This is a genomic window from Actinotalea ferrariae CF5-4 (genome assembly GCF_000603945.1).
Taxonomy (GTDB): domain Bacteria; phylum Actinomycetota; class Actinomycetes; order Actinomycetales; family Cellulomonadaceae; genus Actinotalea; species Actinotalea ferrariae.
The window spans coordinates 15,845-41,121 of record NZ_AXCW01000005.1; the positions used below are offsets into that span (position 1 = coordinate 15,845).

Annotated in this window: 18 protein-coding genes; 5 read left to right on the plus strand and 13 right to left on the minus strand. The window is 73.2% G+C overall.

The annotated features are described in order from the left end of the window. Window positions 1-12: 12 nt before the first annotated feature. The 5 genes from N866_RS01285 to N866_RS01305 form a co-directional block, all read right to left on the minus strand. Entirely contained in the window at window positions 13-2,247 is a 2,235-nt protein-coding gene (locus N866_RS01285; protein ID WP_034221547.1) for an alpha-galactosidase, read from the minus strand. Window positions 2,248-2,355: 108 nt separating this feature from the next. Next, window positions 2,356-3,699 carry an extracellular solute-binding protein gene (locus N866_RS01290; RefSeq protein WP_034221551.1) on the minus strand — a complete coding sequence of 448 codons (1,344 nt, stop codon included), beginning with the start codon at window positions 3,697-3,699 and terminating at the stop codon, window positions 2,356-2,358. Window positions 3,700-3,901: 202 nt separating this feature from the next. Then, window positions 3,902-4,726: a carbohydrate ABC transporter permease gene (locus tag N866_RS01295; protein WP_034221589.1), complete on the minus strand. Its 825-nt coding sequence runs from the start codon at window positions 4,724-4,726 to the stop codon at window positions 3,902-3,904. 146 nt (window positions 4,727-4,872) lie between these two features. Next, window positions 4,873-5,796 carry a carbohydrate ABC transporter permease gene (locus N866_RS01300; RefSeq protein ID WP_034221553.1) on the minus strand — a complete coding sequence of 308 codons (924 nt, stop codon included), beginning with the start codon at window positions 5,794-5,796 and terminating at the stop codon, window positions 4,873-4,875. Then, window positions 5,793-7,862 carry a beta-galactosidase gene (locus N866_RS01305; RefSeq protein WP_081802224.1) on the minus strand — a complete coding sequence of 690 codons (2,070 nt, stop codon included), beginning with the start codon at window positions 7,860-7,862 and terminating at the stop codon, window positions 5,793-5,795. The genes N866_RS01300 and N866_RS01305 overlap by 4 nt, the downstream gene beginning before the upstream one ends. A 289-nt stretch (window positions 7,863-8,151) precedes the next feature. On the opposite strand from N866_RS01305, the gene N866_RS01310 reads away from it, so the two are divergent. Together N866_RS01310 and N866_RS01315 are read left to right on the plus strand one after the other, a co-directional pair. Next, complete coding sequence (locus N866_RS01310) at window positions 8,152-9,171, plus strand: LacI family DNA-binding transcriptional regulator (RefSeq protein ID WP_034221556.1); 1,020 nt, start codon at window positions 8,152-8,154, stop codon at window positions 9,169-9,171. A gap of 120 nt (window positions 9,172-9,291) precedes the next feature. After that, on the plus strand, window positions 9,292-10,656 hold the full coding sequence (locus tag N866_RS01315) for a fructose 1,6-bisphosphatase (protein ID WP_216699355.1): 1,365 nt from the start codon (window positions 9,292-9,294) through the stop codon (window positions 10,654-10,656). A 20-nt stretch (window positions 10,657-10,676) separates the two neighbouring features. Here the strand turns inward: N866_RS01315 and N866_RS01320 are convergent, their stop codons facing one another. Then, a complete protein-coding gene (locus tag N866_RS01320; protein ID WP_034221558.1) occupies window positions 10,677-12,254 on the minus strand; it encodes an aspartate:alanine exchanger family transporter in 1,578 nt (525 codons plus the stop codon). Between the two features lie 95 nt (window positions 12,255-12,349). After that, a complete protein-coding gene (locus tag N866_RS19625; RefSeq protein ID WP_052022228.1) occupies window positions 12,350-12,751 on the minus strand; it encodes a PQ-loop repeat-containing protein in 402 nt (133 codons plus the stop codon). Window positions 12,752-13,021: 270 nt separating this feature from the next. Between N866_RS19625 and N866_RS01330 the strand changes: the two genes are divergently transcribed. Both N866_RS01330 and N866_RS01335 read left to right on the plus strand, forming a co-directional pair. Continuing rightward, window positions 13,022-13,597: a MarR family winged helix-turn-helix transcriptional regulator gene (locus N866_RS01330; protein WP_081802226.1), complete on the plus strand. Its 576-nt coding sequence runs from the start codon at window positions 13,022-13,024 to the stop codon at window positions 13,595-13,597. Beyond that, on the plus strand, window positions 13,594-14,547 hold the full coding sequence (locus N866_RS01335; protein WP_034221561.1) for an aldo/keto reductase: 954 nt from the start codon (window positions 13,594-13,596) through the stop codon (window positions 14,545-14,547). The genes N866_RS01330 and N866_RS01335 overlap by 4 nt, the downstream gene beginning before the upstream one ends. A 34-nt stretch (window positions 14,548-14,581) precedes the next feature. On the opposite strand, the gene N866_RS19630 is transcribed toward N866_RS01335, so the two are convergent. The 3 genes from N866_RS19630 to N866_RS01350 form a co-directional block, all read right to left on the minus strand. Then, window positions 14,582-16,750 carry a putative bifunctional diguanylate cyclase/phosphodiesterase gene (locus N866_RS19630; protein WP_052022229.1) on the minus strand — a complete coding sequence of 723 codons (2,169 nt, stop codon included), beginning with the start codon at window positions 16,748-16,750 and terminating at the stop codon, window positions 14,582-14,584. Next, entirely contained in the window at window positions 16,747-17,592 is an 846-nt protein-coding gene (locus tag N866_RS01345; protein ID WP_034221563.1) for an alpha/beta fold hydrolase, read from the minus strand. Before N866_RS01345 ends, N866_RS19630 begins: the two co-directional genes overlap by 4 nt. A 431-nt stretch (window positions 17,593-18,023) precedes the next feature. Further along, window positions 18,024-19,025, minus strand: coding sequence for a hypothetical protein (locus tag N866_RS01350; RefSeq protein WP_155855145.1), 1,002 nt, complete (start codon window positions 19,023-19,025; stop codon window positions 18,024-18,026). A gap of 355 nt (window positions 19,026-19,380) precedes the next feature. Here N866_RS01350 and N866_RS01355 point away from each other — a divergent pair, with 355 nt between their 5' ends. Further along, window positions 19,381-20,346, plus strand: coding sequence for an EcsC family protein (locus N866_RS01355; protein WP_052022230.1), 966 nt, complete (start codon window positions 19,381-19,383; stop codon window positions 20,344-20,346). A 68-nt stretch (window positions 20,347-20,414) separates the two neighbouring features. On the opposite strand, the gene N866_RS01360 is transcribed toward N866_RS01355, so the two are convergent. The 3 genes from N866_RS01360 to N866_RS01370 form a co-directional block, all read right to left on the minus strand. Further along, a complete protein-coding gene (locus N866_RS01360; protein ID WP_052022231.1) occupies window positions 20,415-22,688 on the minus strand; it encodes a hypothetical protein in 2,274 nt (757 codons plus the stop codon). A gap of 131 nt (window positions 22,689-22,819) precedes the next feature. Then, window positions 22,820-24,883: a DUF262 domain-containing protein gene (locus tag N866_RS01365; protein ID WP_052022232.1), complete on the minus strand. Its 2,064-nt coding sequence runs from the start codon at window positions 24,881-24,883 to the stop codon at window positions 22,820-22,822. Beyond that, on the minus strand, window positions 24,883-25,254 hold the full coding sequence (locus N866_RS01370) for a type ISP restriction/modification enzyme (protein WP_245612322.1): 372 nt from the start codon (window positions 25,252-25,254) through the stop codon (window positions 24,883-24,885). Before N866_RS01370 ends, N866_RS01365 begins: the two co-directional genes overlap by 1 nt. Window positions 25,255-25,277 lie beyond the last annotated feature (23 nt).

Below are 25,277 nucleotides of genomic sequence, written 5' to 3' on the forward strand. Positions count from 1 at the left end.
TCGGCCGCGAGCTCAGGACGCCCCGAGGTGGAACACCATCGCCTGCCCGGGCAGGAGGAGCGCGCCCGGGAGGCCGACCTCCGCGAGCAGGCGACCACTGAGGACGAGGTCGTCGTCGTCCAGCAGGGTGCCCGGACCACCTAGCCAGCCGTCCCCCTCCAGCCACGCGGGAGGGCGGGGCTCGAGGGTGCGCGGGGGGTCGCCGATGGGCAGCACCCGCACCACGTAGTCACGGTCGGGGTCCAGGCCCGGGAACCGGACCGGCGCCGGCAGCGCCGCGCGCGGGGCGGCGAGCGCGACGTGCGCGAAGACCGCCTCGCTGAGGTCCTCGGCCACGACGCCGTGCACCTCGACAGCCGGATCGCTCGCGTCGACCCGCACCACCGTGCCGCTGTGCAGCAGGCCCCGCAGCTCGCGGTACTCCTCGATCCACCGACGCACGTGCTCCCGCTCCGCGACGGACGCCCGCGTGAGGTCCCACTCGAGCCCCGCGCTGAGGAACAGCGCGGTCACGAGCCGGAAGCCCAGGTCGCTCGCCCGCCCGGTGGTGTGCGCCGGCGACGGCCCGACGTGGCTGCCCAGGTACTCCGGCGGCAGCAGCAGCGTGGTCCACCGCTGGATCGCCTGGCGCTCCATCGGGTCGTTGTCGTCGGAGGTCCAGAACCGGTCGACCCGCTCGAGGATGCCCAGGTCCACCCGAGCCCCGCCCGACGCGCACGACTCGACCTCGACCCCCGGGTGCCTCCGGCGCAGCTCGTCCAGCAGCGCGTACAGAGCAGCCGTCTGCCCGTGAGCACCCTCGGTCAGCAGGTCCCGGTTGTGGTCCCACTTGAGGTAGGCGATCGGGTACTCGGCCAGCAGCGCGTCGAGCCGCTCGAGCACATGGGCCCTGGCGTCCTCGCGCCGCAGGTCCAGCACGTGCTGGTGCCGCCACGTCGGACCGTCCGACAGCAGCCACTCGGGGTGGGCGCGGGCGACGTCCGAGTCGGGGCTCACCATCTCCGGCTCGACCCACAGCCCGAGCTGCATGCCGAGCCCGGTGACACGCTCCGCCAGCGGGTGGAGCCCGTCGGGCCACCGCCGCTCGTCGACGAACCAGTCGCCGAGCGCGCGCCGGTCGTCCACGCGCCCCCGGAACCAGCCGTCGTCGAGCACGAACCGCTCCACCCCAACCTCGGCGGCGACGTCCGCGAGCGCCCCCAACCGCTCCAGGTCGTGGTCGAAGTAGACCGCCTCCCACGTGTTCAGCGTCACGGGCCGCTCCCCCGGCACCGGAGACGTCGCGCGCACCCACCGGTGCAGCCGCGCGGACAGCCCGTCGAGCCCGTCCCGGGACCACACGGCGACGACCCACGGGGTCGTCCAGGACTCACCGGGGCCCAGGTTCAGCTCGCCGGGGGCGAGCAGCTCGCCCCCGCCCAGCACCGTCCGGCCGAGCGTCGAGCGCTCGACCCAGTGCCGGGTGTCCCCGCTCCACGCCACGTGCAGGCCCCACACCTCGCCGGACCGGAAGCCGAACCCGGGTGTCCCCGCCACCACGAGCAACGGGTGGTCGTGCCCCGGGCGCCCGTGCCGGCCCTCCCGGCTCCACACTCCGTCGCCGACGGCGTGCCGCTGCGGACGCCGCTCGTGCGCCCACGTCCCCGAGAAGTCCAGGACCTCGGCGGCGCGCTCCGGCACCGGCAGCACCGCGTCGAGGGACGCGACCTCGAGCCGGGCGTCGCCCTCGTTGGCCCACGTGTGCCGCAGCCGCAGCACCCCCTGCGCGGTGAGCTCGATCTCGGTGGTGACCCGCAGCCCGCCGTCGGCCGTCAGGTCCAGGCGGACCGAGGAGTGCTCGGTCGCGACGTCCCGCAGCCGCAGCGGGGGCAGCGGACGACGCACAGGACCCGCGGTGCCGGTCGAGCGCGCCGAACCCGGCCATTCAGTCGAGCCCGGACCCGGCAATTCTGTCGAGCGCGAACCCGCCGACGCTGCCGAGCCCGTCGACCCGGCCTCGTGGCCGACCCATCCGCTCACCCCGGGCCGACCGCTCCAGGCCTCGTGCAGCGTCGGCAGCAGGCTCAGCCGGAACGGCACGTCGACCGCGCTCGGCGGGACGGCCGGGACCTGCGCGTCGACGAGCCGCTCGGCCGCCGCCTCGTCGAGGTCACCGAGGTCGGCGCCCCAGTGCACGACGGCGGGGACGGCGGCGCCGCGGGCGTCCAGCAGGACGCTCGTCCCGGCGGCACGGAGATGGACGATCACGGCAGCGCTCCTCACGTCGGACAGGCAGAGGCCCGGCCCGCGTCGTGCTGCGGGCCGGGCCGTCGCGGGCCCCGCCCGCCGGGATCACCGGCGGGCGGGACCATCAGATCACTCGGCGACCGGGATCGACTGCGCCTCGAGGGCCGCGATGGTCGACTCCTGGCCGGCCTCCAGCGCCTCGCCGAGCGTGCCCTGACCGGACACGGCGGCGGAGAAGCCGTCGGAGACGTCGTTGTAGACCTGGGTCATCGTCGGGCCCCAGACGAAGTCCGGCGAGACCTTGGCGCCCGCCTCGCGGAACACCTCGTAGATCTCCTGGCCGCCGTAGAACTCGACACCCTCGGACAGGGCCGGGAGCTCGATGCCCTCCTTCGTGGCCGGGTACAGGTTCGCCGCCTCGATGAGCGCGTTGAGCGCCTCCTCGGAGGTGTTCAGCCACAGCGCGAACTGCGAGGCCTCGTAGAGGTTCTCCGTGCCCTTGAAGACGGCCGTGGTCGAGCCGCCCCAGTTGCCGCCGCCGTCGACGCCCTCCCACTGCGGGGCCGGCGCGACGCGCCACTGACCCGCCGTGTCCGGCGCGCCGCTCGCGATGGAGTTCGCGCCCCAGACGGCGGAGATCCACGTCCAGGCCTGACCCGTGTTGTAGGCGTTGTCCCACTCCGTCGTCCAGCCCGGCAGGCTCGAGACGAGGTCGCGGTCGATGAGGTCCTGCCAGTAGTCGGCGACCTGCATCGACGCGTCGGAGGTCAGCGAGACCTCCCACGCCTCACCGTTGTTGTTGAACCACGAGCCGTCGGCCTGCCACACGAAGCCGGCGAACTGGTTGATGTCACCCGTGGAGAAGTTGGTGATGTAGCCACCCGCCTCGCGCACCTGCTCGGCGGCCGCGGCGTACTCCTCCCACGTCGTCGGGATCTCGATGCCGGCCTGCTCGAAGAGGTCGGCGCGGTAGAACATGGCCATCGGGCCCGTGTCCTGCGGGATCGCGTAGGCCGCGCCCTCCTCGCCGAGGCCGACCTGGCTCCAGGTCCAGTCGATGAACTGGTCGCCGGCCGCCGCGACGTCCTCGCAGACGGCCAGGTTCTCCAGGCCGTCCTGCACGCGGAAGTTCGGCAGGGCGTCGAACTCGATCTGGCCCAGGTCCGGCGGGTTGCCGGCCTCGAGCTGGTTGAAGAAGTTCGCGTAGGTGCCGCCGTTGCCGTTCGGGCCGGTCTGCACCTCGACCTGGATGTCGGGGTTCGCCTCGTTCCAGATCGCGACGACGTCCTCGATCCCGGGGATCCAGGACGTGTAGGTGAGGGTGACCGGCTCGCCGGCCGGCTCGCAGGCGCCGGACTCGGCAGCGCCGCCGCCGGCCGCTGCCTCCTCCTCGCCGCCGCCCGCGTCGGAGCAGGCTGCGAGGAGCAGGGGTGCGAGCAGGGCCACGCTGACCGCTCGTGTGGTGGTGCGCATCAGTTCCTTCTTCCGGTCGGGGTGATCGGTCCAGAGGTGCTGGGGATGGTGCTGGGGATGGTGCTCGGGTGGTGCTGAGGTGGTGCTAAGAGGGCCTGCTCGACGGGAGCGGGTCCTCGGGACGGGTGGTGCGGGATGAGCGGCGGGGCCGGGTGGCGCCGCCACGGACCTCAGGGGAGGGCCGCGGGGGCACGGCGGGCGGTCACTTGATCGCCCCCGTCCCCAGTCCGGTGCGCCAGAAGCGCTGCAGGAGGAGGAACAGCAGGATCAGCGGCACGATCGAGACCAGGGCCCCGACCAGCACGTAGAGCCGCAGCTCCGGCACCTGGTTGACGACGGAGTTCCAGTTGTAGAGGCCGAGCGTCACGGGGAAGAGCTCGCTGTCCCGCAGCATGATCAGCGGCAGGAAGAAGTTGTTCCAGATCGCGACGAACTGGAAGAGGAAGACCGTCACCAGCGCCGGGAACATGAGCCGGACGGACACCGTGAAGAAGGTCCGGACCTCCCCCGAGCCGTCCAGCCGGGCCGCCTCGAGGAGCTCGTCCGGGACGGACGCCGCCGCGAAGATGCGCGTGAGGTACACGCCGAACGGGCTGACGATGCTCGGCAGGAACACGGACCAGAAGGTGTTGGTCGCGTTGATCTCGCTGAAGATGAGGAACAGCGGCAGGGCGAGCGCCGTGGCCGGCACGAGCACGCCGCCGAGGACGACGTTGAAGAGCAGCTCGCGCCCCGGGAAGCGGTACTTCGCGATGGCGTAGCCGCACATGCCCGCCAGGAGGGTGGCCAGGAGGGCACCGCCCCCGGCGTACGCGATGCTGTTGCCGAGCCACTTGACCAGGACGCCGCCCTGGTAGTCGAACACCGCGGCGAGGTTCTGCCCGAGCTGGACGTCCGCGAACCAGAGCGCGTTGGTGCCGGTCAGGTCCCCGCGGCTCTTCGTGGAGGCGACCAGGAGCCACCAGATGGGCGTGAGGAAGTACAGCGTGAAGACGCCCATGACGAGCATCGCGCCGGTGCGGGACAGGATGCTCTCGCGCGGGCCGGAGGCGGGCGTGCCGGCGCGGCGGTCCCGCGTGCGGGCGGCGGCCCGGGCCGACGGCGGCGTGGTCTCACCCGGGGCCGTCGCGACGCGCGCGTCGCCCGTGCCGGGCAGGTGGGCTGCGGGGGTGCTCACTGGAACGCCTTCCGCTGGGTCACCTTGAGGAAGGTGAAGGACATGATGAACGTCGCCAGCGCGAGGACCACCGAGAAGGCGGCCGCGAGGCTCGGGTTCGGCACGGACGCCGTGGAGTAGACGAGCAGGTTCGGGGTGAAGTCGCTCGTCACCGACGAGGTGAAGGACTGGAACACCTGCGGCTCGGCCAGCAGCTGGAGCGTGCCGATGATCGAGAAGATCGCCGTGAGGATGATCGCCGGCATGACGAGCGGGATCTTGATCGACCAGGCGATGCGGAACTGGGACGCCCCGTCGAGCCGCGCGGCCTCGTAGACCTCCGTCGGGATCGCCAGGAGGGACGAGTAGATGATCAGCATGTTGTAGCCGACGTAGACCCAGGTGACGACGTTGGCGATGGCCCACAGCACCAGGTCGGCGGACAGGAAGTTGATCTCCGCCGTCAGCGGCCGGAACGGCGACAGGTTCGGCGAGTACAGGAAGCCCCACATGATCGCCGCGATGACGCCCGGCACCGCGTAGGGCGCGAAGAACGCCAGGCGGAAGAACCGCCGACCGCGCACCAGGGGCGAGTCGAGCAGCAGGGCGAAGACGAGCGCGAGGCCGAGCATGACCGGCACCTGGACGATCCCGAACAGCAGCACCCGGCCGATCGACTCCCAGAACGCCTCGTTGTCCAGGACGTTCCGGTACTGCGCGAGCCCCCCGAACACCTCGGTCGGCGGCCCGAACGTGCCCTCCCGCTCGACGACCCGCGTCGACTGCCACACCGCGTAGCCGATGGGCAGGAGGTAGAACAGCGCGAAGAGGGCGCCGAACGGGGCCACGAAGACCGCGATCGCCGACTTGTGGGCGACCTTCGTCTTGTTGACCGGTGACGGCGCCGTCCTCGCCGGCGCGTCCAGTGCGGTGGTGCTCATGGCGTCTCGTCCTCCCTGACGACGCGCACGGCGCCCGGGGGCACCCGCAGCGTCTCCGTGCGGACGCCCTGGGTCAGCTCGTGACCGGGCACCGGCACCTCGACGACGTCGTCGCTGTGGTTGATGACGAAGAGGTAGGACGCGCCGCCGTCGTGCGCCCGGCGGACCACCTCGACCTGGGGACCGGCGGCGGGCATCGGGGTGACGCCGGCGTGGGTGGCGACCGCGCAGACCAGCTCCGCGGCGTGGGTCGCGTCCAGCGCCGTGGCCACGTACCAGGCCGTGCCGTGGCCGTGCTCGTTGCGGGTGATCGCGGGGACGCCGGGCAGGGGGCCGTCGACGTGGTGGGCCACGGCCTTCGCGGTGACCGTCCGCAGGTGCTCGGTCCACAGGCTCGCCGTGGCGCCCGAGTCGAGCGTGACGGTCTCGCCGGGCAGCAGGGGGTGGAACTCCTCGGTCACCACACCGAGCATGTCTCGGAACGCACCGGGGTAGCCACCGAGGCGCACCCGGTCGTCCTCGTCGACGATCCCGCTGAAGAAGGTGACGACCGCGTGCCCGCCGTCGGCCACGAACTGCTCGATCGCGGCCGCCTCGGCGTCACGGACGAGGTACAGCTCCGGCACGACGAGCATCCGGTACCGCGCGAGGACCTCGGGGGCCGCACCCGGCGGGACGACGTCGACGGCGAGGCCGGCAGCGCGCAGGGCGCCGTACATGGCGTGGACCTGCTCGAGGTACCGGACGTCGCCGGAGGGCCGGTTGCCGCCGTCGGCCGCCCACCAGCTCTCGTAGGAGAAGACCAGCGCGACGTCGCTGCGGACGGTGCTGCCGAGCACCTCCCGGAGCGTGTCGAGCGTGCGGCTCAGCTCCAGGACCTCGTGCCACGTGCGCGACGACGTCCCGGCGTGCGGCAGGAGGGCGGAGTGGAACTTCTCGGCGCCCTGGGCGGACGCGCGCCACTGGAAGAAGCACAGGCCGTCCGCCCCGCGGGCCACGTGGGACATCGAGACGCGCAGCATCTCCCCCGGGGCCTTGGCCACGTTGACAGGCTGCCAGTTCACGGCGCTCGTGGAGTGCTCCATGAGCAGCCACGGGCGGCCGCCGGCGATGCCGCGCGTCGTGTCCGCCGCGAACGCCAGCTCGAGGTGCGGGTCCGGCAGGCGGTGGTCGAGGTAGTGGTCGTTCGCCACGACGTCCATGTCCGGCGCCCAGGCGAAGTAGTCCATGTCGCGCTGGTGAGCGGTGACCATGAAGTTCGTCGTCACGGGGATCGTGCTGTGGCGGCGGATCACCTCCGCCTCGGCGCGGTACTGCCCGAGCAGCTCGTCGGAGCTGAAGCGGTGGAAGTCGAGCACCTGCGTCGGGTTGGAGGACGAGACGGTCTCCCGCGGCGGCAGGACCTGCTCGAACGCGCCGTAGCGCTGGCTCCAGAACGACGTCCCCCACGCGGCGTTGAGCGCCTCGACCGTGCCGTACCGCGCCCGCAGCCACTCCCGGAACGCCTCGGCCGACGTGTCGCAGTAGCAGAGCGAGTTGTGGCAGCCGAGCTCGTTCGAGACGTGCCACAGGCGCACCCCCGGGTGCGTACCGAAGCGGCGGGCGACCTCCTCGACGAGGGCGAGCGACCGCTCCCGGAAGACCGGCGAGCTCGGGCAGTACGCCTGCCGCCCGCCCGGCCAACGCGTGGTGCCGTCGGCCATGACGGGCAGGATCTCGGGGTGCAGCGTCGTCAGCCACGGCGGCGGGGAGGCCGTCCCGGTGCCGAGGTTCACGCCGATGCCGTGCTCGTGGAGCAGCGCGACGACGGCGTCGAGGCGGCTGAGGTCGAAGCGTCCCGCCTCGGGCTCCACGTCCGACCAGCCGAAGACGTTGACCGCGACGAGGTCGACGCCGGCCTCGCGCATGAGGACCACGTCCTCCTGCCACACCGACGGGTCCCACTGCTCGGGGTTGTAGTCGCAGCCGAACGCGAAGCGCTCCGGGACGAAGCGGGGCCGGTCCGCGCCGGCACCGGCCACGTCGCGGGCCCCGGCGGGGGCGGCGTCGCGTGCGGCGGTGCTCATGGCGCTCCTTCGGGTGCGAGCCCGACGCGACCTCCGCCACGTCGGCTCTGACGTTTCTGTGACCGTTCACAGAGAGCAGGACCGAAGTCGGGACTGCGTGTTCTGTGACCGTTCACAGACGCTACGTGCGGTGATCGAGGTGTGTCAACACATCCGACCAATGCCGCCCAAAAGCGATCACGGGACGGTCACGGTGCGGTTGCGGCGCGGTCACGGCGGGCACTCCCCCGCCACCCCTTCGGCCGCACGGCGTCCCGGTCGGGACCCGGCCTGCGGCTAGCATCCGGGCATGTCCACCAGCGGACGCCCCCGGCGCGCGACCATCCGCGACGTCGCCCTGGAGGCCGGGGTCTCCCGCGGCACGGTGTCCCGCGTCCTCAACGGCGAGCCCTACGTCTCCGCCCAGGCCAGGGCCGCGATCGAGGCCGCCGTCGCCAAGGTCGGGTACGTCCCCAACACGGCCGCCCGGAACCTCGCGCTCCAGCGGGCGCAGGCGATCGGCTTCATCGTCCACGAGCCGCACGAGCTCTTCCTCGAGGACCCGAACATCGGCGCGATCCTCCTCGGGGCCAACCGGGTGGTGTCCGGCGCCGACCACCAGATGGTCAGCCTGGTGATCGACTCCGAGCGGGACAGCCGTCGCGTCGCCCGGTACCTGAGCGGCGGCTTCGTCGACGGCGCCGTCGTCGTCTCCGCCCGGCAGAACGACTCGCTGTTCGGGGCGATCGGCCGGCTGAGCATCCCGGCCACCCTGGTGGGCCGGCCCCCCGCCGACGTGTCCGTCCCGTGGGTGGGGATCGACAACCGGGGCGCCGCCGCGGCGATCACCGGGCACCTCGTGAGCACCGGACGGCGACGCATCGGGATGATCGCGGTCGCCCTGGACCGCGACTCGGGCGCCGACCGGCTGGCGGGCTTCCGCGAGGCGCTGGGCGACCGGTTCGACGAGCGCCTCGTCGTCGCACGCCCCCTCTACGAGTACACCGCCGGGCGCACCGCGATGGAGGAGCTCCTCGAGCGCGACCCCGAGGTCGACGGCGTGTTCGCCGCCTCCGACGCCGTGGCGGCCGGCGCGCTCGACGCCCTGCGGGCGCACGGCCGGCGCGTCCCGGAGGACGTCGGCGTCGTCGGCTTCGACGACTCCTCCTGGGCCCGGCGCACGCACCCGCAGCTGACGACGGTGCACCAGCCCGCGCGACTCCTCGGGGAGCGCGCGGCGGAGTCGGTGCTGGCGCAGCTGCGCGGGGAGTCCCCGGAGCCGGTCGGCACCCTGCTCGAGACCCACGTGGTCCTGCGCGGATCGGCCTGAGGAACCCGCCCACCACCCGCCGACGTCCCCCGCGGCGCGGGACCTCCGTCCCTCGACGACCCCTCCGCACCGGCGGACGGTGGAGAGGTCGCGGGACGTCGCCACGTGGAGGTGGGCACGATGCGGACGTTGTCCATCATCAAGGCCGACACCGGCGGGTGGGTCGGTCACTCGTCGGTCCACCCGGACCAGGAGGCCGCGGCCGGCCGGGAGCTGCGCCGCGCGATCGAGTCGGGGCTCGTCGACGACGCGCACGTCGCCTCCTGCGGCGACGACCTCGCGCTGATCATGAGCCACCGGCACGGTGCGGACGCGCAGGTCGTGCACAGCTTCGCGTGGGACGTCTTCCGCCGGACCAGCGCGGTCGCCGACGAGCTCGGCCTGCACGGCGGGACCCGCGACGACGTCGTCGGGGCCGGGAGGAAGCGGGCTGGGCCGCACCCGGCCGGGGCGGACCGCGCCGCAACGGACGGGGCCGAGTCGGACAGGGTCCAGTCGGACGGGGCCGAGCCGGACGGGGTCCGGTCGCACGGGGTCGAGTCGCACGACGTCGAGCCGGACGACGTGACGCCCGACGGCGAGCTGCGCGGCCCGGGCCTCGGCTACGCCGAGCTGGAGATCGGCGAGGAGCGGCCCAGCGAGCCGGTCCTCTGCTTCCTCACCGACCAGGCCCAGCCCGGGGCGTGGAACTACCCGCTCTTCCGCACCTTCGCCGACCCCTTTACCTCCTCAGGCCTCGTCGTGGACCCGGCGATGCGCGAGGGGTTCGTCTTCGAGGTCTACGACCTGCAGGAGAACACTGCGGTCGAGCTCGCGTGCCCGGCGGAGACCTACGACCTGCTCCTGTACGTCGGCGCCCCCTCCCGCTACGTGATCCACTGCGTGCGCTCCGCGGCCACCGGCGTCGTCGCGGCCGCCACGAGCACGCAGCGGCTGTCGCTCATCGCGGGCAGGTCGGCGGGGCAGGACGACCCCGTGATGATCGTGCGGGCGGAGTCGGGGCTGCCCTCGGTCGGTGAGGTGCTCGAGCCCTTCGCCTTCCCCTACTCCGTCGCCGGCGGCCTCCGGGGCGCCCACCGCGCGCCCCTCATGCCGGTCGGCCTGGACGACGCCCACCCGACGCGCTCGGACGGGCCACCGCGCGTCGTCTGCCTCGGCTTCCAGCTCACGGACGGCGAGCTCATCGGCCCGCGCGACATGTTCGCGGACCCGTCCTTCGACCGCGCTCGGTCGCGGGCCGTCGAGGTCATGGACCACTACCGCCACCACGGGCCGTTCGAGCCGCACCGCCTGGCGCCCGACCCCCTCCGGGGGACGACGACCCCGGTCCCCGACGAGCGGCTGGCGTCCCGGTGGGTGCCGCTGACGGCGGCCGACGTCCGCACCCCGGAGGCCTTGCGGAAGGCACGGCAGGCCCGCGAGCAGGCCGCGCAGGACCATCGCGCGCCCGGTCGACCGACCGAGAAGGAGGTCAGCGGGCCGTAACCCGTGCGAGGCAGTCGCGCTCAGGCGATGACCAGCACCTGCACGAGCAGGATCTTCACGATGATCCCCAGCGCGAAGAGCGCGGCGTACCCGGCCTCGACGCGCTCGTCGACCACGCGGGACCCGGCGTAGGCGAGCACCGCCGGCTGCCCGACGAGCCCCGCCAGCGCCCCGGCAGCGCGCGGCGCGCTCACCCCCACGGCGCGGGCGCCGAGCACGAACAGGACGGACGCAAGCCCGACGACGACGACGCCCACGAGCACCACCCGCAGGCCCGTCGCGGTGAGCGCCTGCTCGGCGAACGCCTGCCCCGACGCGAGCCCCACCGCGGCGAGGAAGAGCAGCAGCCCGAGCTGCCGGATGGTGAGGTTCGCCGCGAGCGACATGCGCCAGACGAGCGGGCCGGTGCGCTCGAGCCGGCCGAGCACCATGCCCGCCAGCAGCGGACCGGCGGCCGAGCCCAGCGCGAAGGCCACCCCGCCCGGCAGCGGGAGCGTGACGAGCCCGAGCAGCAGGCCGAACGCCAGGCCGCCGCCCACGGTGACGGGGTCGATCTCGGACACCCGCCGCTCGGAGTCGCCGAAGAAGTCCTGCACCTCGGCCAGCCGCTCCCGCGGCACGACCGCGAGCACGCGGTCCCCCACCTCCAGGGTGAGGTCGTCGCGGGCGAGCAGGTCCAGGTCGCCCCGGCGCACGCGCGTGACGACGCCGTCGAACCGCCCGGGCATGTCCAGGTCGGCGACGGTGCGTCCGGCGATGCGCCGGTCCGACACGACGAAGCGCTGGTTCTCCACGGTGGTCCGGTCGTCCGCCAGGTGCTCCTCGACGCGCACGCCCAGGTGGGCCACGGCGGCGTCGACCGCCTCCTGCGGGCCGACGACGACCACCTGGTCCCCCGGGTGCAGCAGCTCGTGCGGCGCGATGACCCGGGTCCGGCTCCCGCGGGCCAGGTAGGACATGCGCACGCCCTGGTCGCGCACGCCGGGGACGTCGTCGAGCGTCGTCGTGCGCTCGACCTGCGCGGTGACGGCGAGGAGGCCGAGCCCGGCCGCCGGCTGCGGGTCGCGCGGCCCCGGCCACCGCCGGGTCACCGTCGCGGCGACGACGAGGATCGCGACCGTGACGCCGACCGGGTAGGCGAGGGAGTAGCCGACGGCGGGCTCCTGGCTCTCCGCCGCGGCGACCGCGGCCGCGAGCGCGGGGGTCGACGTCAGGGCACCGGTGAACGTGCCGGCGGTGAGCGGCCCGCCGAGGCCCGCCAGGCCGCCGAGCCCGAACGCGGTCGCCGCCGCCACGAGGATCGCGCCGACTCCGACGGCCATGAGCGGCAGCTGACGGCGCAGGTCCCGGAAGAAGGTGTTCCCGGCGGCGAGCCCGACCGTGTAGACGAACAGCGCGAGGCCCAGGGTCTGCACGAGGGCGAGGCCCTCGCCCAGGCGGGGGTCGAGCGCCCCGACGGCCAGCCCCACGAACAGCGCTCCGGCCGGGCCGAACCGCACCGGCCCGAAGGGGACGGCCCCCAGGACGGTGCCGAGTGCCATCACGACGACGATCGCGAGCAGCGGTGACGCCGCGACGACGTCGAGGACGGAGGTCACGCGAGGGGCCGGAGGGAGTCGATCACGCCCCCGACCGTAGATCGGGAAGCCGTCATCCCGCAGGTCGACCTCGGCCCGGGCGCCCCCCCAGGGCGTCAGCTCGCGAGCGCGAGGGCGTCGCCGTCGGACGCGAGCGCGGGGTCCAGCCGCGTGAGGGTGCAGGGGCAGGCGGCCTGGTCCGTGCTGGGTGCCGCCTCGCGGACGGCGTCCTTCCGGGTGGCCCGCCCGGCGCCCGCCCGGCGGACGACGACGATCGTCATGACGGCGATCGGCATGTTGACGATGCTCGGAGCGCCGAGCCAGAAGGACCCGATGCCGATCGCGTGGACGAGCCACAGGACGTTGCCGGCGAGGGAGAGCACCTGCGTCGGGAGCGCGATCCCGGCGAGGCGTTCCGGGTCGTGCCGGTCGCGCCACACCCGCAGGCCCTGCGGGAGCCACAGGAGGAGGCCGGTGATCGAGGCGAGCAGCCCCGACACCTCGGTGAGCAGCGGCACGGGGGGACTCCGGTCGGGTGGGGGCGCGCGGACGCGGCGGAGGAGCGGGGGAGGGCGAGTCAAGGACGAGCTGGGGCCGCAGCGATCCGCGCGGGCCTCCCCCAGTGTCGACAGCCGGGACCGCTCTCTGAGGGGACCTCCGTCTCACGCCGGGGTGGCGTGGGCCACTCCCCACCGTCGTGTGCAGCACCGCGCGCTCGAGGACATGTCTTCCTTGGAACTTTCTAGCCTCCCGGCGTTATTGCTTCCGTGGAAGATAGAGTGCTTCCCGTGGCTGACGACCGCATCCGGCGCACCGTGGACGCCTGGCAGGACGCGCGTCCGGACCTGGACGCGACGCCCGCGCTCGTCCTGGAGCGCGTCCGGCTGATCGCCGACGCCCTCGACCTGCGCCTGCGCGCTCCGCTCGCCGCGGCGGGCCTCGGCCGGGGGGACCTGGACGTCCTCGTGGAGCTCCGGCACGCCGGCGCCCCGGACCTGCGGCCCGGTGACCTGCAGCGACGCCTCGGTGTCACCTCCGGTGCCGTCACCAAGCGGGTCGACCGCCTCGCCGCACGCGGGCTGGTGACCCGCCGGGTCGGCGCCGACGACGCCCGGACCCGCACCGTGACGCTCACCCCGGCGGGGCTGCGCCTGACCGACGCCGTCGTCGCGGAGGACCTCGCCGCTCAGGCGGCGCTGCTCGCGCAGGTGGGCCCGGCGCAGCGGGCCCTCCTGGACCACCTCCTCGCCGAGCTGCTCCGCAGCGTGACGAGTGCGACGCCCGCGTCCCACGAGCCTGTCGGCACTGTCGGGCACCCGCCGCGCGCGCTTCCGCCCGACCGGCCCGGCATGATCGGCGCATGACCGCCGACCGCCTCGGGATCGGGCTGGCCGCCGTCGGCCGCCCGTCCTACATCACCCCCGGCCGCACCGCGGACCTGGGCGCCGAGCGCGCCCCGGAGGCCCTGGAGCGCCGGACGCACACCCTGCTCGACGCCGCCGTCGCCGCCGGCGTCCGGTACGTCGACGTCGCGCGCTCCTACGGTCGCGCGGAGGAGTTCGTCGCCGCCTGGCTCGCGGGGCGGGACTCCCGGGAGGTCGAGGTCGGCTCCAAGTGGGGCTACCGGTACGTCGGCGACTGGCGCCTGGACGCCGACGTCCACGAGGTCAAGGACCACTCCGTCGACGCCTTCCGCGAGCAGTGGTCGCAGAGCGACCGGTTCCTCGGCCGGCACCTGGGCCGGTACCTCGTCCACTCCGCGACCCTGGAGTCCGGCGCCCTCACCGACACCGCCCTGCACCGCGAGCTCGCGCGGGTCCGCGACCGCGGGATCCGCGTCGGCATCTCGACCTCCGGCCCGCACCAGGCCGACGCCGTCCGGACGGCCCTGGACGTCGTCGTCGGCGGGGCTCCGCTGTTCACCGCGTTCCAGGTGACGTGGAACCCGCTGGAGCCCTCGGTCGGGCCCGCGGCCGCGGAGGCGGCCGGGCGCGGCGCGCAGGTCGTGGTCAAGGAGGTCGTCGCGAACGGTCGCCTGACCCCCGGCACCGACGACGACGCCCCGGGTGCCCGGCACGTCGTCGGCCTGGCGCGCGAGGTCGGCGTCCCGGTCGACCAGCTGTGCGTCGCCGTGGCGCTGGCGCAGCCGTGGGCGTGGCGCGTGCTGTCCGGCGCCGCGACGACCGAGCACCTGGCGTCGCACGTCACCGGAGCCGGGCTCGGGCTCGACCCCGCCGTCGTCGCCGAGGCGCTCGGCGCCCCGGAGGACCCGGCGGCGTACTGGGCGGCCCGGTCGGACCGCGCCTGGAGCTGACCGGGACGACGACCGGGGTTCGACGGGTGCCCGGTCAGTCCTGCAGACGCGCCCGCAGCTCGTCGGCCGGCATCGGCCGCGCCAGACCGAAGCCCTGCCCGAGCAGCCCGAGCGCGGCGAGGAACTCGCGCTGCTCCGGGGTCTCGACCCCCTCCGCCACGCACTTCACACCCAGGCCCTCGGCGAGCGCCGCCACCGACCGGACGATCGCCGCATCGGTGCGCGTCGTCGGCAGCCCCGCGACGAAGCTCCGGTCGATCTTCAGCGCGGTCACGGGGAACTGGCGCGCGTAGCTGAGCGAGGCGTAGCGCGTGCCGAAGTCGTCGAGCATCACCCCGATCCCGAGCTCCCGCAGGCGCCGCAGGCGGTCGGTGGTGCCCGGGGAGAGCTCGAGGAGCGCGGACTCGGTGAGCTCCAGGTGCAGCCGGGCGGGGTCGCAGCCGACGGCCTCGACGACCTCCAGGACGCCGTCGGCGAAGTCGACCCGCGCCACGTGCTGGGCGGCGACGTTCACGGAGACCTCGAGGTCGCCCCGCCCGAGACCGTCCCAGGCCACGAGCTCCTCGCAGGCGTGCCGCAGCATCTGCCGGTCCAGCAGGTGCAGGACGCCCTCCTCGGTGGCGATCTCGAGGAAGTCGACCGGGAGGAGCAGCTCGCCGGCGGCGCGCAGCCGGCACAGGCACTCGGCACCGACGAGCCGGCCGGTGCGCAGGTCGACGACCGGCTGGAAGTACGGCACGAGGTCACCGTGCTCCAGCGCGTGGCGCAGCTCGGCGCCGACCCACTCCCGCCGGGCGAGCTCGGCGCGCAGCTCGGCGTCGTGCACGCGGTGCTGGTTCTTCCCCTGCGCCTTGGCGCGGTAGAGCGCGACGTCGGCGAGGTGGCGCAGCTCGTCCGGCGTCGGCGTGCTGGTGCCGGGACCCGGTCGGTGGACGGACGCCCCGACGCTCGCCGTCACCTGCACCGGGGTGGCCGCGAGCCGGAAGGGGCGCGACGTGGCGGCGAGCAGGCCCTCCGCGAGGGCGCTCGCCGCACGCTCGTCCACCTCAGGAGCCAGCACGGCGAACTCGTCGCCGCCGAGCCGGGCGAGCAGGTGCCCTTCGCCCAGGCTGCCCTCCAGCCGGCGGGCGAGCTCGACGAGCAGGTCGTCGCCCGCCGAGTGCCCGAGCGTGTCGTTGACGGCCTTGAAGTCGTCGAGGTCCAGGAGCAGCACGGCCAGAGGCCGTCCCGCGGCGGCGGCGGCGAGCGCGGCGAGGACCGCCTCGTCGAACGACGCGCGGTTGGCCGTGCCTGTGAGCGGGTCGTGCAGCGCGGCGCGGCGCAGCTGGGCGTGCAGGCGGGCGCCGTGCACCGCGATCCCCGCCTGGTGCACCAGGCGAGCGTGGGTCTCCAGGTCGTCGGCGGGGAACGACCGCATCCGGCCGTACGTGGCCTGGTAGACGCCCACGAGTCGACCCTCGAGGCGGACCGGCGCCGCCACCAGGGAGCGGACGACTCCCGCCGGCCGGCCCGTCGTCGTCACGTCGAAGACCGTCACCGGCTCGTGGGCGCGGCAGGCCTCCTCCGCGGGCAGGCCGCCCGCCGGGTCCAGGAGCGACGGCGCCAGGTCGTCGGCACCGAGCACGCAGTGCCGGCGGATCTCCTGGGTGTCGGGGTCCACGAGCCAGACGGCGACACCCACGGTCGGGGCGATGGAGTCGACCGCGACCGCGACGGCGGCGGCGACCGCCGCGAGGTCCGGCGCCTGGGCGAACGCGGTCACCGCGTCGTGCAGGATCCGCAGCCGCCGCTCGGAGGTCTCGGCGGCGAACCGCGCCCGCAGCAGCTCGCGCTCGTAGGAGCGCCGCTCCGCCGCCTGGACGAAGGAGGTGCGGACGACGACGACGGACGCGTCGTCGCGGACCACCGTCGAGCTCGCGAGCACCGGCAGCCGGTCGCCGTCGGCGCCGCGGAGGTCCAGGGCGACCTCGCGGACCTCGCCGCGGACGTGCAGGAGCGGCAGGTAGTGCGTGTCGAACCACGTGCGGGAGCCCGGGGTCAGCAGGTCGCGCAGGTCCGTCCCGAGGACGGCGCCGCGGTCCAGCCCCGCCCAGGAGAGCAGCGTGCCGTTGACGCGCAGGACCCGCCCGCTCGCGTCCGTGGAGACGTACCCGAACGGCGCCCGCTCGTAGAGGTCGCCCAGCTCCTCGAGCACCTGCGTCATCGCGATCCACCGCCTCCGCCCGCCACGAACGCGCGGATCTCGGCGACCGTCTCCTCCGGCGCGCTGAGGTGCGGGCAGTGACCCACCGTGTCCACCACGACGAGCCGCGCCCCGGGGATGCTGTCCCGCACGTACTCGCCCACGACCGGTGGGGCGACGTCGTCCTGCGAGGCCTGGACGACGAGGGTCGGCACCGCGACGCGGGCCAGGTCGGCGCGGTTGTCCGACAGGAACGTCACCTGGGCGAAGTGCCGGGCGATCTCCGGGTCGGTCCGGCAGAACGCGGCGGTCAGCTCCTCGGTGAGCGCGGGGTCCTGGTCGCGCCCCATGACCAGGGCGCCCATCGCCTCCGTCCAGCCCAGGTAGTTCGAGGACATGGTCTCCAGGAGTCCCTCGACGTCCTCGTGCCGGAAGCCCCCGACGTAGCCCGCGGACGGGTCGTCGAGGTAGCGCGGCGACGGGCCCACGAGCACCAGCGCGCCGATGCGGTCGGTCCGTGCGGCGGCGAGCACCGCGATCATCGCCCCGACCGAGTGCGCGACGACGACGGCGTCCTGCAGGTCCAGGGCCGCGCACAGCTCGGCGAGGTCGTCGGCGTAGCCGTCGAGCGTGTCGTACCGCCGCTGGTCGTACGCAGCCACGTCGGAGCGTCCCGATCCGACGTGGTCGAACAGGACGACCCGGTGGTCGTCCTCGAAGGCGGGGGCGACGCGGCTCCACATGAGCTGGTCGCAGCCGAAGCCGTGCGCGAACACCATCGGCCGGGCGTCCGGCGGCCCGGAGAGCGACACGTTCTGGCGCGCCAGGACCTCCTCGCGCGTTGCGTTCCTGCTGTGCTGCACGGTCTCGCTTCCCCGACACCCGAACGGCTCGAGACCCCCACGACGACGGCGTCGCCCTCTCGTCTCGATCATCGGTGCGGCACGCGCGGCGCTGAGGACATCGGGCTCGGTCGCGTCGGTTCACCCGCGTGGGGCGCGCCGGACGTCCGGCCTCAGGGCTGCGCCGGACCGGAGCGGGGCGGAACGACAAGAGCCGGTGACCAGGAGGTCACCGGCTCTCGTTCGGGTGGGCAAGGGGGGACTTGGAACTGATGGGCTGGGGGATCTCCCAGGATGAGGCTCCACAGGGCTTCCCTCGCCTGCTCGCAGGGTGATCGGACCGAGGTACCCGCGCCGCTTGACCGCCATGGCCGGATCGTACGATCGGCCACGGCACGATCACGTTCCGTGTCGGCCCCCTGAACCTCCGCATGGAGGGTCCCGCACGACGGCTACAGCATTACGCGGAGGTATCTGTCGTTGTTGGGTCGGACGGTGCCGAGGCCGGCGCGCTGCCACGCGGCGACCTCCGACGGGCTGGAGCGGACGTCCGCGTTGGTGCGGTTGAGGTAGATGCTTCGCGCGCCGCCGAGGTGGACCACCTTGCCGTAGCCGGGCCACGCCGCGTCGGGCGTCAGGAGCGTGAGCCCCAGCGCTTCGCAGACGCGCATCAGCGGGGCGACCTGCGACTGCGCCGTCCCGGCTGCAACGGTCTCCGTCCCCCGGGGGGTGCGCCGCGCGGCCACCGGGCTCACGACGGCTGCCGTGCGCGACCGCCGGGGCGGGTCCTGGGGGCTCGGGGGCTGCGCGGCCGGTGCCGGGCCTCTGCCGGTGAGGAAGCCCTGGACCGCGTTCCACGGCGCCGAGGTCAGCTGAGGTGAGATCGGCGCCGGGTCGACGAGGACGCCCGGGGCCGTCCTCACCTCCGGCGGCAGCCGCCACAGACCCGGGCGCTTGACGACGACAAGGCGTTCTCCGCGGGCGGCGAGAGGCACGACGGCCTCGAGGAGCCACCGCCGAAGGAAGACCGACGACGGCAGCGACCTGACCAGGCGCTGGTTGTCGCGCTCGGCGCTGATGCGGGGGCTCCGGTAGGGCGAGGCGTTGATCCAAGCCGCGTCACCGCGGTAAACGAGCGGTCCGTAGTTCACGCGGTCGTAGTACGGGGAGACGTTCGACCAGTCCGCGCCCTCGGGGTCGCGGATGCGTCCCAGGTACCGTTCGAACGCCTCGGCGTCGGGGAACTCCTTGGGCGTCTCGGTCGGGCTGTAGCCGCCGTTGGCGCCCAGGATGACGACCTTCGCCGAGGTCACCGGCCCAAGGTAGGGACAGGTCGGGTAGTCGAAGTTGAACGAGTGCTGCCCCGCAAGAACGGCCCGGTCGTCCGGATGGGTCCACTGGCCAGTGGCGTCGTCCCGTCTGAATCGCGCCCAGTACTCGACGATGTCGCTCACGTGCACCGCTGGCCTCCTCGCCCCACAGGGAGGCTACCGACCCTGGTCGCTCGGACGTCACTTCCGCGCGTGAGCCCGCTGGTGACAGCGCCGTAGCGCCCTGAGCATGCGCTGCTAGCGTCTCGGGCGTCGGAGTCATGGTCGTCAGGGGGTGCTCGAGGTGGAGCAAGAGCCGCGCGAAGTCGTTGCCGACGGAGTCCACCCGCCCGGCGACACGACAGTGGCGTCCAGCCCCCTGCGGGGAGGCGCGGCCGCCGCCTCGCCGAGCGGGCTCCCCGGGGCACCACCAGGCGTCCCGCACCAGCACGGGGAACAGACAAGCAGTGCTGGAGCGGGAGCTGAGGGTGCTGCCGGGATGAGCCCTTACGAGCAGCAGGTGTGGGAGGCGTTGGACAAGCACTGGCAGCGCCGCAACAGCCGCCGGGGTCTCCCGGACTGGGCAGGGACAGCCCTGGAGCGCGCCGGGGACGCGACCCGCACCGCCCTCGATCGCGCGTCCGACGCGATGCCGCAGAAGGTCCAGGAGTCGGCTCAACGCGCCGCCGGAGCGGTAGCCGACCACGCGTTGCGGCCAGCGATGGCCGGCGCCGCGAGCCTGCTCGAGCTCGTCAACGACTGGGCCGCCGAGCTCAACGACCCCGCCAGCGTGGAGGCCCTCGCTCGCAAGCGCGGGCTCCAGATCGACAGCTTCACCGACCTACGCGGTCACGACCTCAAGGCGTGTGACCGGCTGCTGACCCGCAACACCTTGCAGTGGCGCACGGTCGGAGCGCTGGAAGGCGGCGCAATGGGTGCGCTGGCGATGGTTCCCGTGGCCGGGACGGTCGCAGCGTTGACCGTCGATGTCCTCGTGATCCAGGTGCTCAGCGTCTCCATCGCCTCCAGGGTCGCGTACTCCTACGGCTACGACGCGCGCGACCCGGGCGAGCAGGAGTTCATCGACTCCCTCGTCCGGCGCTCGTTCATCAGCCAGGCCGCCAAGGCCAAGCCGATGCAGGAGGCGGCACGGGCGTGGGGCGCCGCGAAGAACCGGGTCAACTGGAGCGAGAAGCTCCGCGCCGACCACCGCATGCTGGCCGCCGTCGAGAAGCTAATGAAGCAGGCCGGCCCCGCAGGCAGCCGGGTGTCAGTCCAGAGCGTCGCCAAGGTGATGCCCTACGTGGGCGTGCTCATCGGTGCCGGCGTGAACTCCACCGTCCTCGCCAATGTCGCCGCTGACGCCCAGCGGTACTGCCAGACGCGCTTCCTGTGCGAGAAGTACGCCCTCCCGCTACCAGCAGCTCTGGCTGACGGCGACGCGTGTGCGGGCTCGGAAGGGTGACGTACCTGTCGCGGAGGTCGCGTAAAGGGAAGCCGGGAGATCAGCCGTCTGCCACCGCCGGTACAGCTCTACAGCCAGTCTGCGAAGGTCTCCCGGAGGCGCCCAAGGTCCTCGGTGCGAACCTCGACCAGGCGCACTCCGAGCTCATGCGCCAGGGCGCGCTTGCGCTCGACCTTCGCGTCGTAGGCCCCGTGCCCCTCCAGCCCGAACGCCTCCACCATCGTCCCGTCGCCAAGGCGCCAGTCCGCCCGCATGCCTGTGGTGTTCCAGCGCGGGTGAGCCGGCCACGACGGCTCCACCTCGTGCTCGATGCCGTGGTGGGCCATGAAGTCGTCCACGTGACGCTCGAGGAGCGAACGGCATGCGTGGCCGTCGCTCGCGACGGATCGAGTCCCCCGCGGCGTTGACAGGCCCTCATCGAGCAGCCCCGCCGCAGCGAGCCACTCGGTGAAGGACAGGGGCTTGCGCTGGTACCGAACGGGAAGGCGCGCCATCCGCGGGACGAGCATGCGGCAGAGCACCGCAAGATCTGCCGGCACCCCCGGACCAGGCACACGAGCCAGCTGCGCTAGCGACGGCGGCCCCGAGAACTCCTTCTCCGCCAGGGTCCGCAAGGCCCACACGGTGGCCTGCGTCCACGGACCGTCGCAGCCCGTGTCCACGAGCAGCCCTCTTGAGGCCAGGTTGATGCACGCACCGCAGTACGTGGCCGCGTCAGCTGGTGCGAGGGCCTCAGACCCGCAGAGCCGACACTGAGCGCTCAGGAGGCGCGACCTGGGCGCCGGCTGGTACCAGTCCCGCAGCAGGCCGCTGTCGGCCAGTCCCGGGAGGTCCTGGCTGCGCACCTCCGACGTGAACCGAAGAGGCAGCGCGGTGGCCACCTCCGGCGGAACCAACGCCGCGTGCTCGGCCCGGAGCGCCAGCCTCGCCCTCGCGGACGTCACCGGGACTCGACGAGCGTCCGGGTCGAGCCATACCCAGTCGGGAGCGCTGGTTGGCCCGGACAGTGCCACACGGCTGACGTTCACACCGTGCCGAGCCAGGAGCACACCGACCGGACGCTGATGCGCGGGGGCGAGGACGTGCGCGAGACCTCCCTCCGGCTCGACCCAACCCAGCGGTTCTGAGCCCCTGGCCTCCCGGCCCTCCGCGACACCGACCACCACCCAGCCCGGGCCCGACCGGATCAGGACCGCGTCCGGGTACTCGCCGAGTCCGGACAGGTCCAGGTCCCGCACCGTCCCAGGACCGGCATGCTCTGCGATCGCCGTGACAGCCGCGGCCCGGCACCGTTCGTCCACAAGCGTCAGCACGTCACCGTCCAGCTTGCCCACCTGCACCCCGGCGTCATCGAGCACCAGCACGTCGCGTCGGCCGAACGTGACCACCGTTCGAGCGTGGAGCCGACCGTAGGCCGAGTCCTGCCGCCGCCACTGCTCCCACGCCTGCAGGTTCCCCAGCGCAGCGGCCTGACGCACGTCCGCGGCGGCTTGGCGCTCGGTGAGCCGTCCCCAAGCCCCGGTCGCGGATCGGCGCGCAAGTGCCCTGGCCGCAGCGTCGACGAACCGCTGATGCCAGTCTCGACGCGCGTCCAAGCCCGGGCCCTGCCGCTGCGGATGCGCTGTCACGTAAGCATCGACCGCCCGAGATGTCCCCGGTGCGAACGCCAGGGTGTACCGGAGACCCCCGATCCGGTATCCGAACCGGCGTAGTTCGGCAGCGGTGAACCGGGAGTCCTCGTCCAGGTCCGCCTCCAGGTCCGGCTCCTCCGACAGTTCTGCTTCGACGCCCTCCTCGACATCATCCGCGATCCAGTGCGAGCTCGGCGCCCACCGTGCCCGGTCACCGCTCTGCCCGGCGTCGTAGCGGGCGTCGCTCACCGCCTCGAAATCCCACAGCTCGACCCAGGCATGCGCGCCGACGGGGCGGCCGGTGTGCTCGGCCAGGTCTCGGATCGCGTCGCCCTGGTAGTGCAGATGCGTCTCGTTCATGTACCCGAGGTGACGGTCCAACACTGATCCACCCATCGAGGGCGGACCGGCCAGCGCGATGGCTTCGTCGTTGTAGTCGTTGTCCGGGCGCGGCACGAGCTCCACGGTCAGCGGGAGCACCAGCTGACGACCGTCGTCATCGTCCGGATCCGAGATCCACACCGGTCGCGCGCCCTCGGCGAGAGCAGTCAGAACCACACGCCACATCGCGGGCCAGTCCTCATCCCACTCGGCGTACCCGAAGTCGTGGGACGCGTCTCCGGGCAGGACCAGTAGCCCCGACGCGGGGTCGTCAAGGACATCGCTGTGCGGGTCGAACGGGCGCCGGGCCGTGGCCAGCCGAGCAGTCATGACGAGAAGCTCCTTGAGGACGAGTGCTGAACGGGTGTGGGGACCCGGACGGCGAACGCGGATCCAGCGAGGGGGCATGCCGCAGCTGGCCGAACGGTCTCGGCGTGGCGGTGTGCATGAGGAAGGGGTGACTACAGGCGAGTGGCGCCTCTTCGGCCCTCGCGGATCTCCGCACGAACGCCCGGGACCGTGGTCGGGCGTCCGGTTCGCGGGAAGAGCCGGGCGGCGATCGCGCCCTGCGAGGGTGGGCTGCCCGCTGGGTAGTCGGCGGAGGGCACGCGAGCGATCTGCGAGACCGTCATGAACTCTCCCGGCGCGACGGTGCGCATCGCGTTCTTGATGTGGGCAGCGATGTCGCCCCGCCCGGTTCGGACCGGGGCGTCGGCGTCCTCGCGGATCTCGGGCACCGGTCCGGCAGCAGCGACCGCTTCACGCACCGCCGCCTCGTCGCCGGTCACGGGGCGCGACCACAGCGTCACCGCGAGCTCGGCGAGCCAGGCGGACCGCTCGCGGATGCGGTACGTGTTCCAGTCCTCCGGCAGGTCCCTGTTCAGCGTGAGCGCCGAGTACCGGAGGATCTCGTCGCGCTTGATCGGCCACGCCGCGTTCGACATCGCGCTGTTCAGCGACCCGGTGATGACGGTCAGGTTGCCGATGGTGTGCACCAGCTCCTCCCGCTCGGCCTCGACCGTCTCGGCTGACACGGGGTCCGGCGGCAGCGGCCAGTGCTCGGACCAACTCTGCGGCAGCAGGTGCTCCACAGACATCCGCGCGGAGTGCGGCACCGGTTCCGTCCGGGCGGTCCCGGCCGCGGCGTCCAGCGCGAGTAGCAGCCGTTGGAGCTGCTCGCGGCGGAGCATCTTGTACAGGGGACGGGTCTCGAACGCGTCGCGCACGTCGTCCGACGTCGGCCACACCCCGGACGCGGACCGCTGACCGGCCAGGAAGGCCTCCGTCACCTCGCCCACCGGGGCCTCACCGCCGCCCAGGCGGCGCAGCAGCTCCAGGAACATCCGGTTGTAGTTCGCCGTCGTCAGCCGGCACACCAGCCGGCGCACGACGAACGACTCCAGGGAACGCACCGCCCTCGTCCGCTCGGGCCCGTCCGTGTTGGCCACCAGCCACAGCAGCAGCGGCAGGAGCGTCTGGGTGTCGACCATCCGCAGCCGGTTCAGCGCCGCATCGTCCTCACCGGCGCCCGTTCGCGCGGCGTCGACACGGCGGTACACCTGCCCGTACCTGGCCAGCTCGCGCAGGAAGGCCTCAGCCCGGTCGGGGTCGGCACCGACGTGCCGGCGCGCCGCCGCGAACAAGTCGTGCGCCTGGACCTCGGTCTGCAGCAGGACGACCAGGAAGTGCCCCAGGAACGTGTCGATCCGCGGCCGGGTCAGGCGCCCCTGACGGACGTCCTGCTCCCAGTACGGGTCCTCGAACGGGGACCACAGCTCGCGGTAGAGCCGCTCCACCGGGCGCCCGGCGTCCTGCAAGGCACGGAACAGCAGGTTCTTGACCAGGTCCGCCGCCCGCAGCGGGGTCCCCCGCGCGTTGAGCGTCTCGAAGATGATCTGAGCGTTGTCGTCCTCACCGAGGTCGATCGCCACCACCTCGAGGCGGTCGGCCAGCACCCCGGCCAGGCGGGTGAGTGCCTCCTCGACGTCCTCCTGCCCGGACACCCAGGAACGGACGGCCCCGGTGAACCAGGTGTAGGCCTGCAGGATGCGGCTGTCCGTACCCGCACCGTCCGCACGACCGGACATCACCGCCTCGTACGGGCCCCGATCGCGGTTCGTCGGCCACAGCTTGAACCGTTCCTCCGGGTCATCGACGAGATCCGGGTTGTTGAACAGCAGCGACTGCAGCCGCGCCCGGGTCCGTCCCATGACACCCTCGGCCTCTGCGACGTGCAGGGCCGCGGCGATCAGCAGCTGCAGGGTCGTCAGCCGCTGCTGCCCGTCGATGATCTCCCGGGTCTCAACGCTGCCCACCGCTCCCCGGCGCAGCTGGAGCACGACCGCACCCAGGAAGTGCGGCGTGTCGTCCCCGTGGTCGGTCCGCTCGACAGTCGCGACCACGTCCTCCCACAGCGGCTGCCACTGGGTCGACGCCTGCCACACGTACGGGCGCTGGAACAGCGGCACCAGCAGCCGCAGGTCCTGGCGGAAGATGGACCGCAACGTCCGGGGGTGGGCCTCCATCAGCTCAGCGACTCGAAGTCGATCGCCGGCAGCGAGCGCACGATGCGGACCGTCTCCACGCTGACCGTCACCACCCGGCGCAGCAGGTCCAGGATGTAGCGCGGATCCCCAACCTCACGCGACCAGTCGTTCGGGTCGTTCACTATCCCGGATGCCTTGTCCGTCTTCACCTGGTACCGCTCCATCACCCACTCCACCCCGGACCGGGAGCCCAGCAGGTACTCGTGCGCCTCGTCCGGGATCCCGGCCACTGTGATCCGTGGGTTGTAGACGATCGTCGAACGGTCCTTGGCCTTTCCGGTGCCGGCCCACCGCATCTTCTCGACCCGGTACCACCCGTACAGGTCCGCGGAGCCGGGACCCGTGGGCACGTCTCCGGTGATGTCGAGCGGGT

What these genes read in the sequence shown, in the direction of transcription:
- N866_RS01290 (WP_034221551.1), bottom strand. Translation starts at nt 3,699, where the DNA reads ATGCGCACCACCACACGAGCGGTCAGCGTGGCCCTGCTCGCACCCCTG.
- N866_RS01300 (WP_034221553.1), bottom strand. Translation starts at nt 5,796, where the DNA reads ATGAGCACCACCGCACTGGACGCGCCGGCGAGGACGGCGCCGTCACCG.
- N866_RS01305 (WP_081802224.1), bottom strand. Translation starts at nt 7,862, where the DNA reads ATGAGCACCGCCGCACGCGACGCCGCCCCCGCCGGGGCCCGCGACGTG.
- N866_RS01310 (WP_034221556.1), top strand. Translation starts at nt 8,152, where the DNA reads ATGTCCACCAGCGGACGCCCCCGGCGCGCGACCATCCGCGACGTCGCC.
- N866_RS01315 (WP_216699355.1), top strand. Translation starts at nt 9,292, where the DNA reads ATGCGGACGTTGTCCATCATCAAGGCCGACACCGGCGGGTGGGTCGGT.
- N866_RS01335 (WP_034221561.1), top strand. Translation starts at nt 13,594, where the DNA reads ATGACCGCCGACCGCCTCGGGATCGGGCTGGCCGCCGTCGGCCGCCCG.
- N866_RS19630 (WP_052022229.1), bottom strand. Translation starts at nt 16,750, where the DNA reads ATGACGCAGGTGCTCGAGGAGCTGGGCGACCTCTACGAGCGGGCGCCG.
- N866_RS01355 (WP_052022230.1), top strand. Translation starts at nt 19,381, where the DNA reads ATGAGCCCTTACGAGCAGCAGGTGTGGGAGGCGTTGGACAAGCACTGG.
- N866_RS01360 (WP_052022231.1), bottom strand. Translation starts at nt 22,688, where the DNA reads ATGACTGCTCGGCTGGCCACGGCCCGGCGCCCGTTCGACCCGCACAGC.
- N866_RS01365 (WP_052022232.1), bottom strand. Translation starts at nt 24,883, where the DNA reads ATGGAGGCCCACCCCCGGACGTTGCGGTCCATCTTCCGCCAGGACCTG.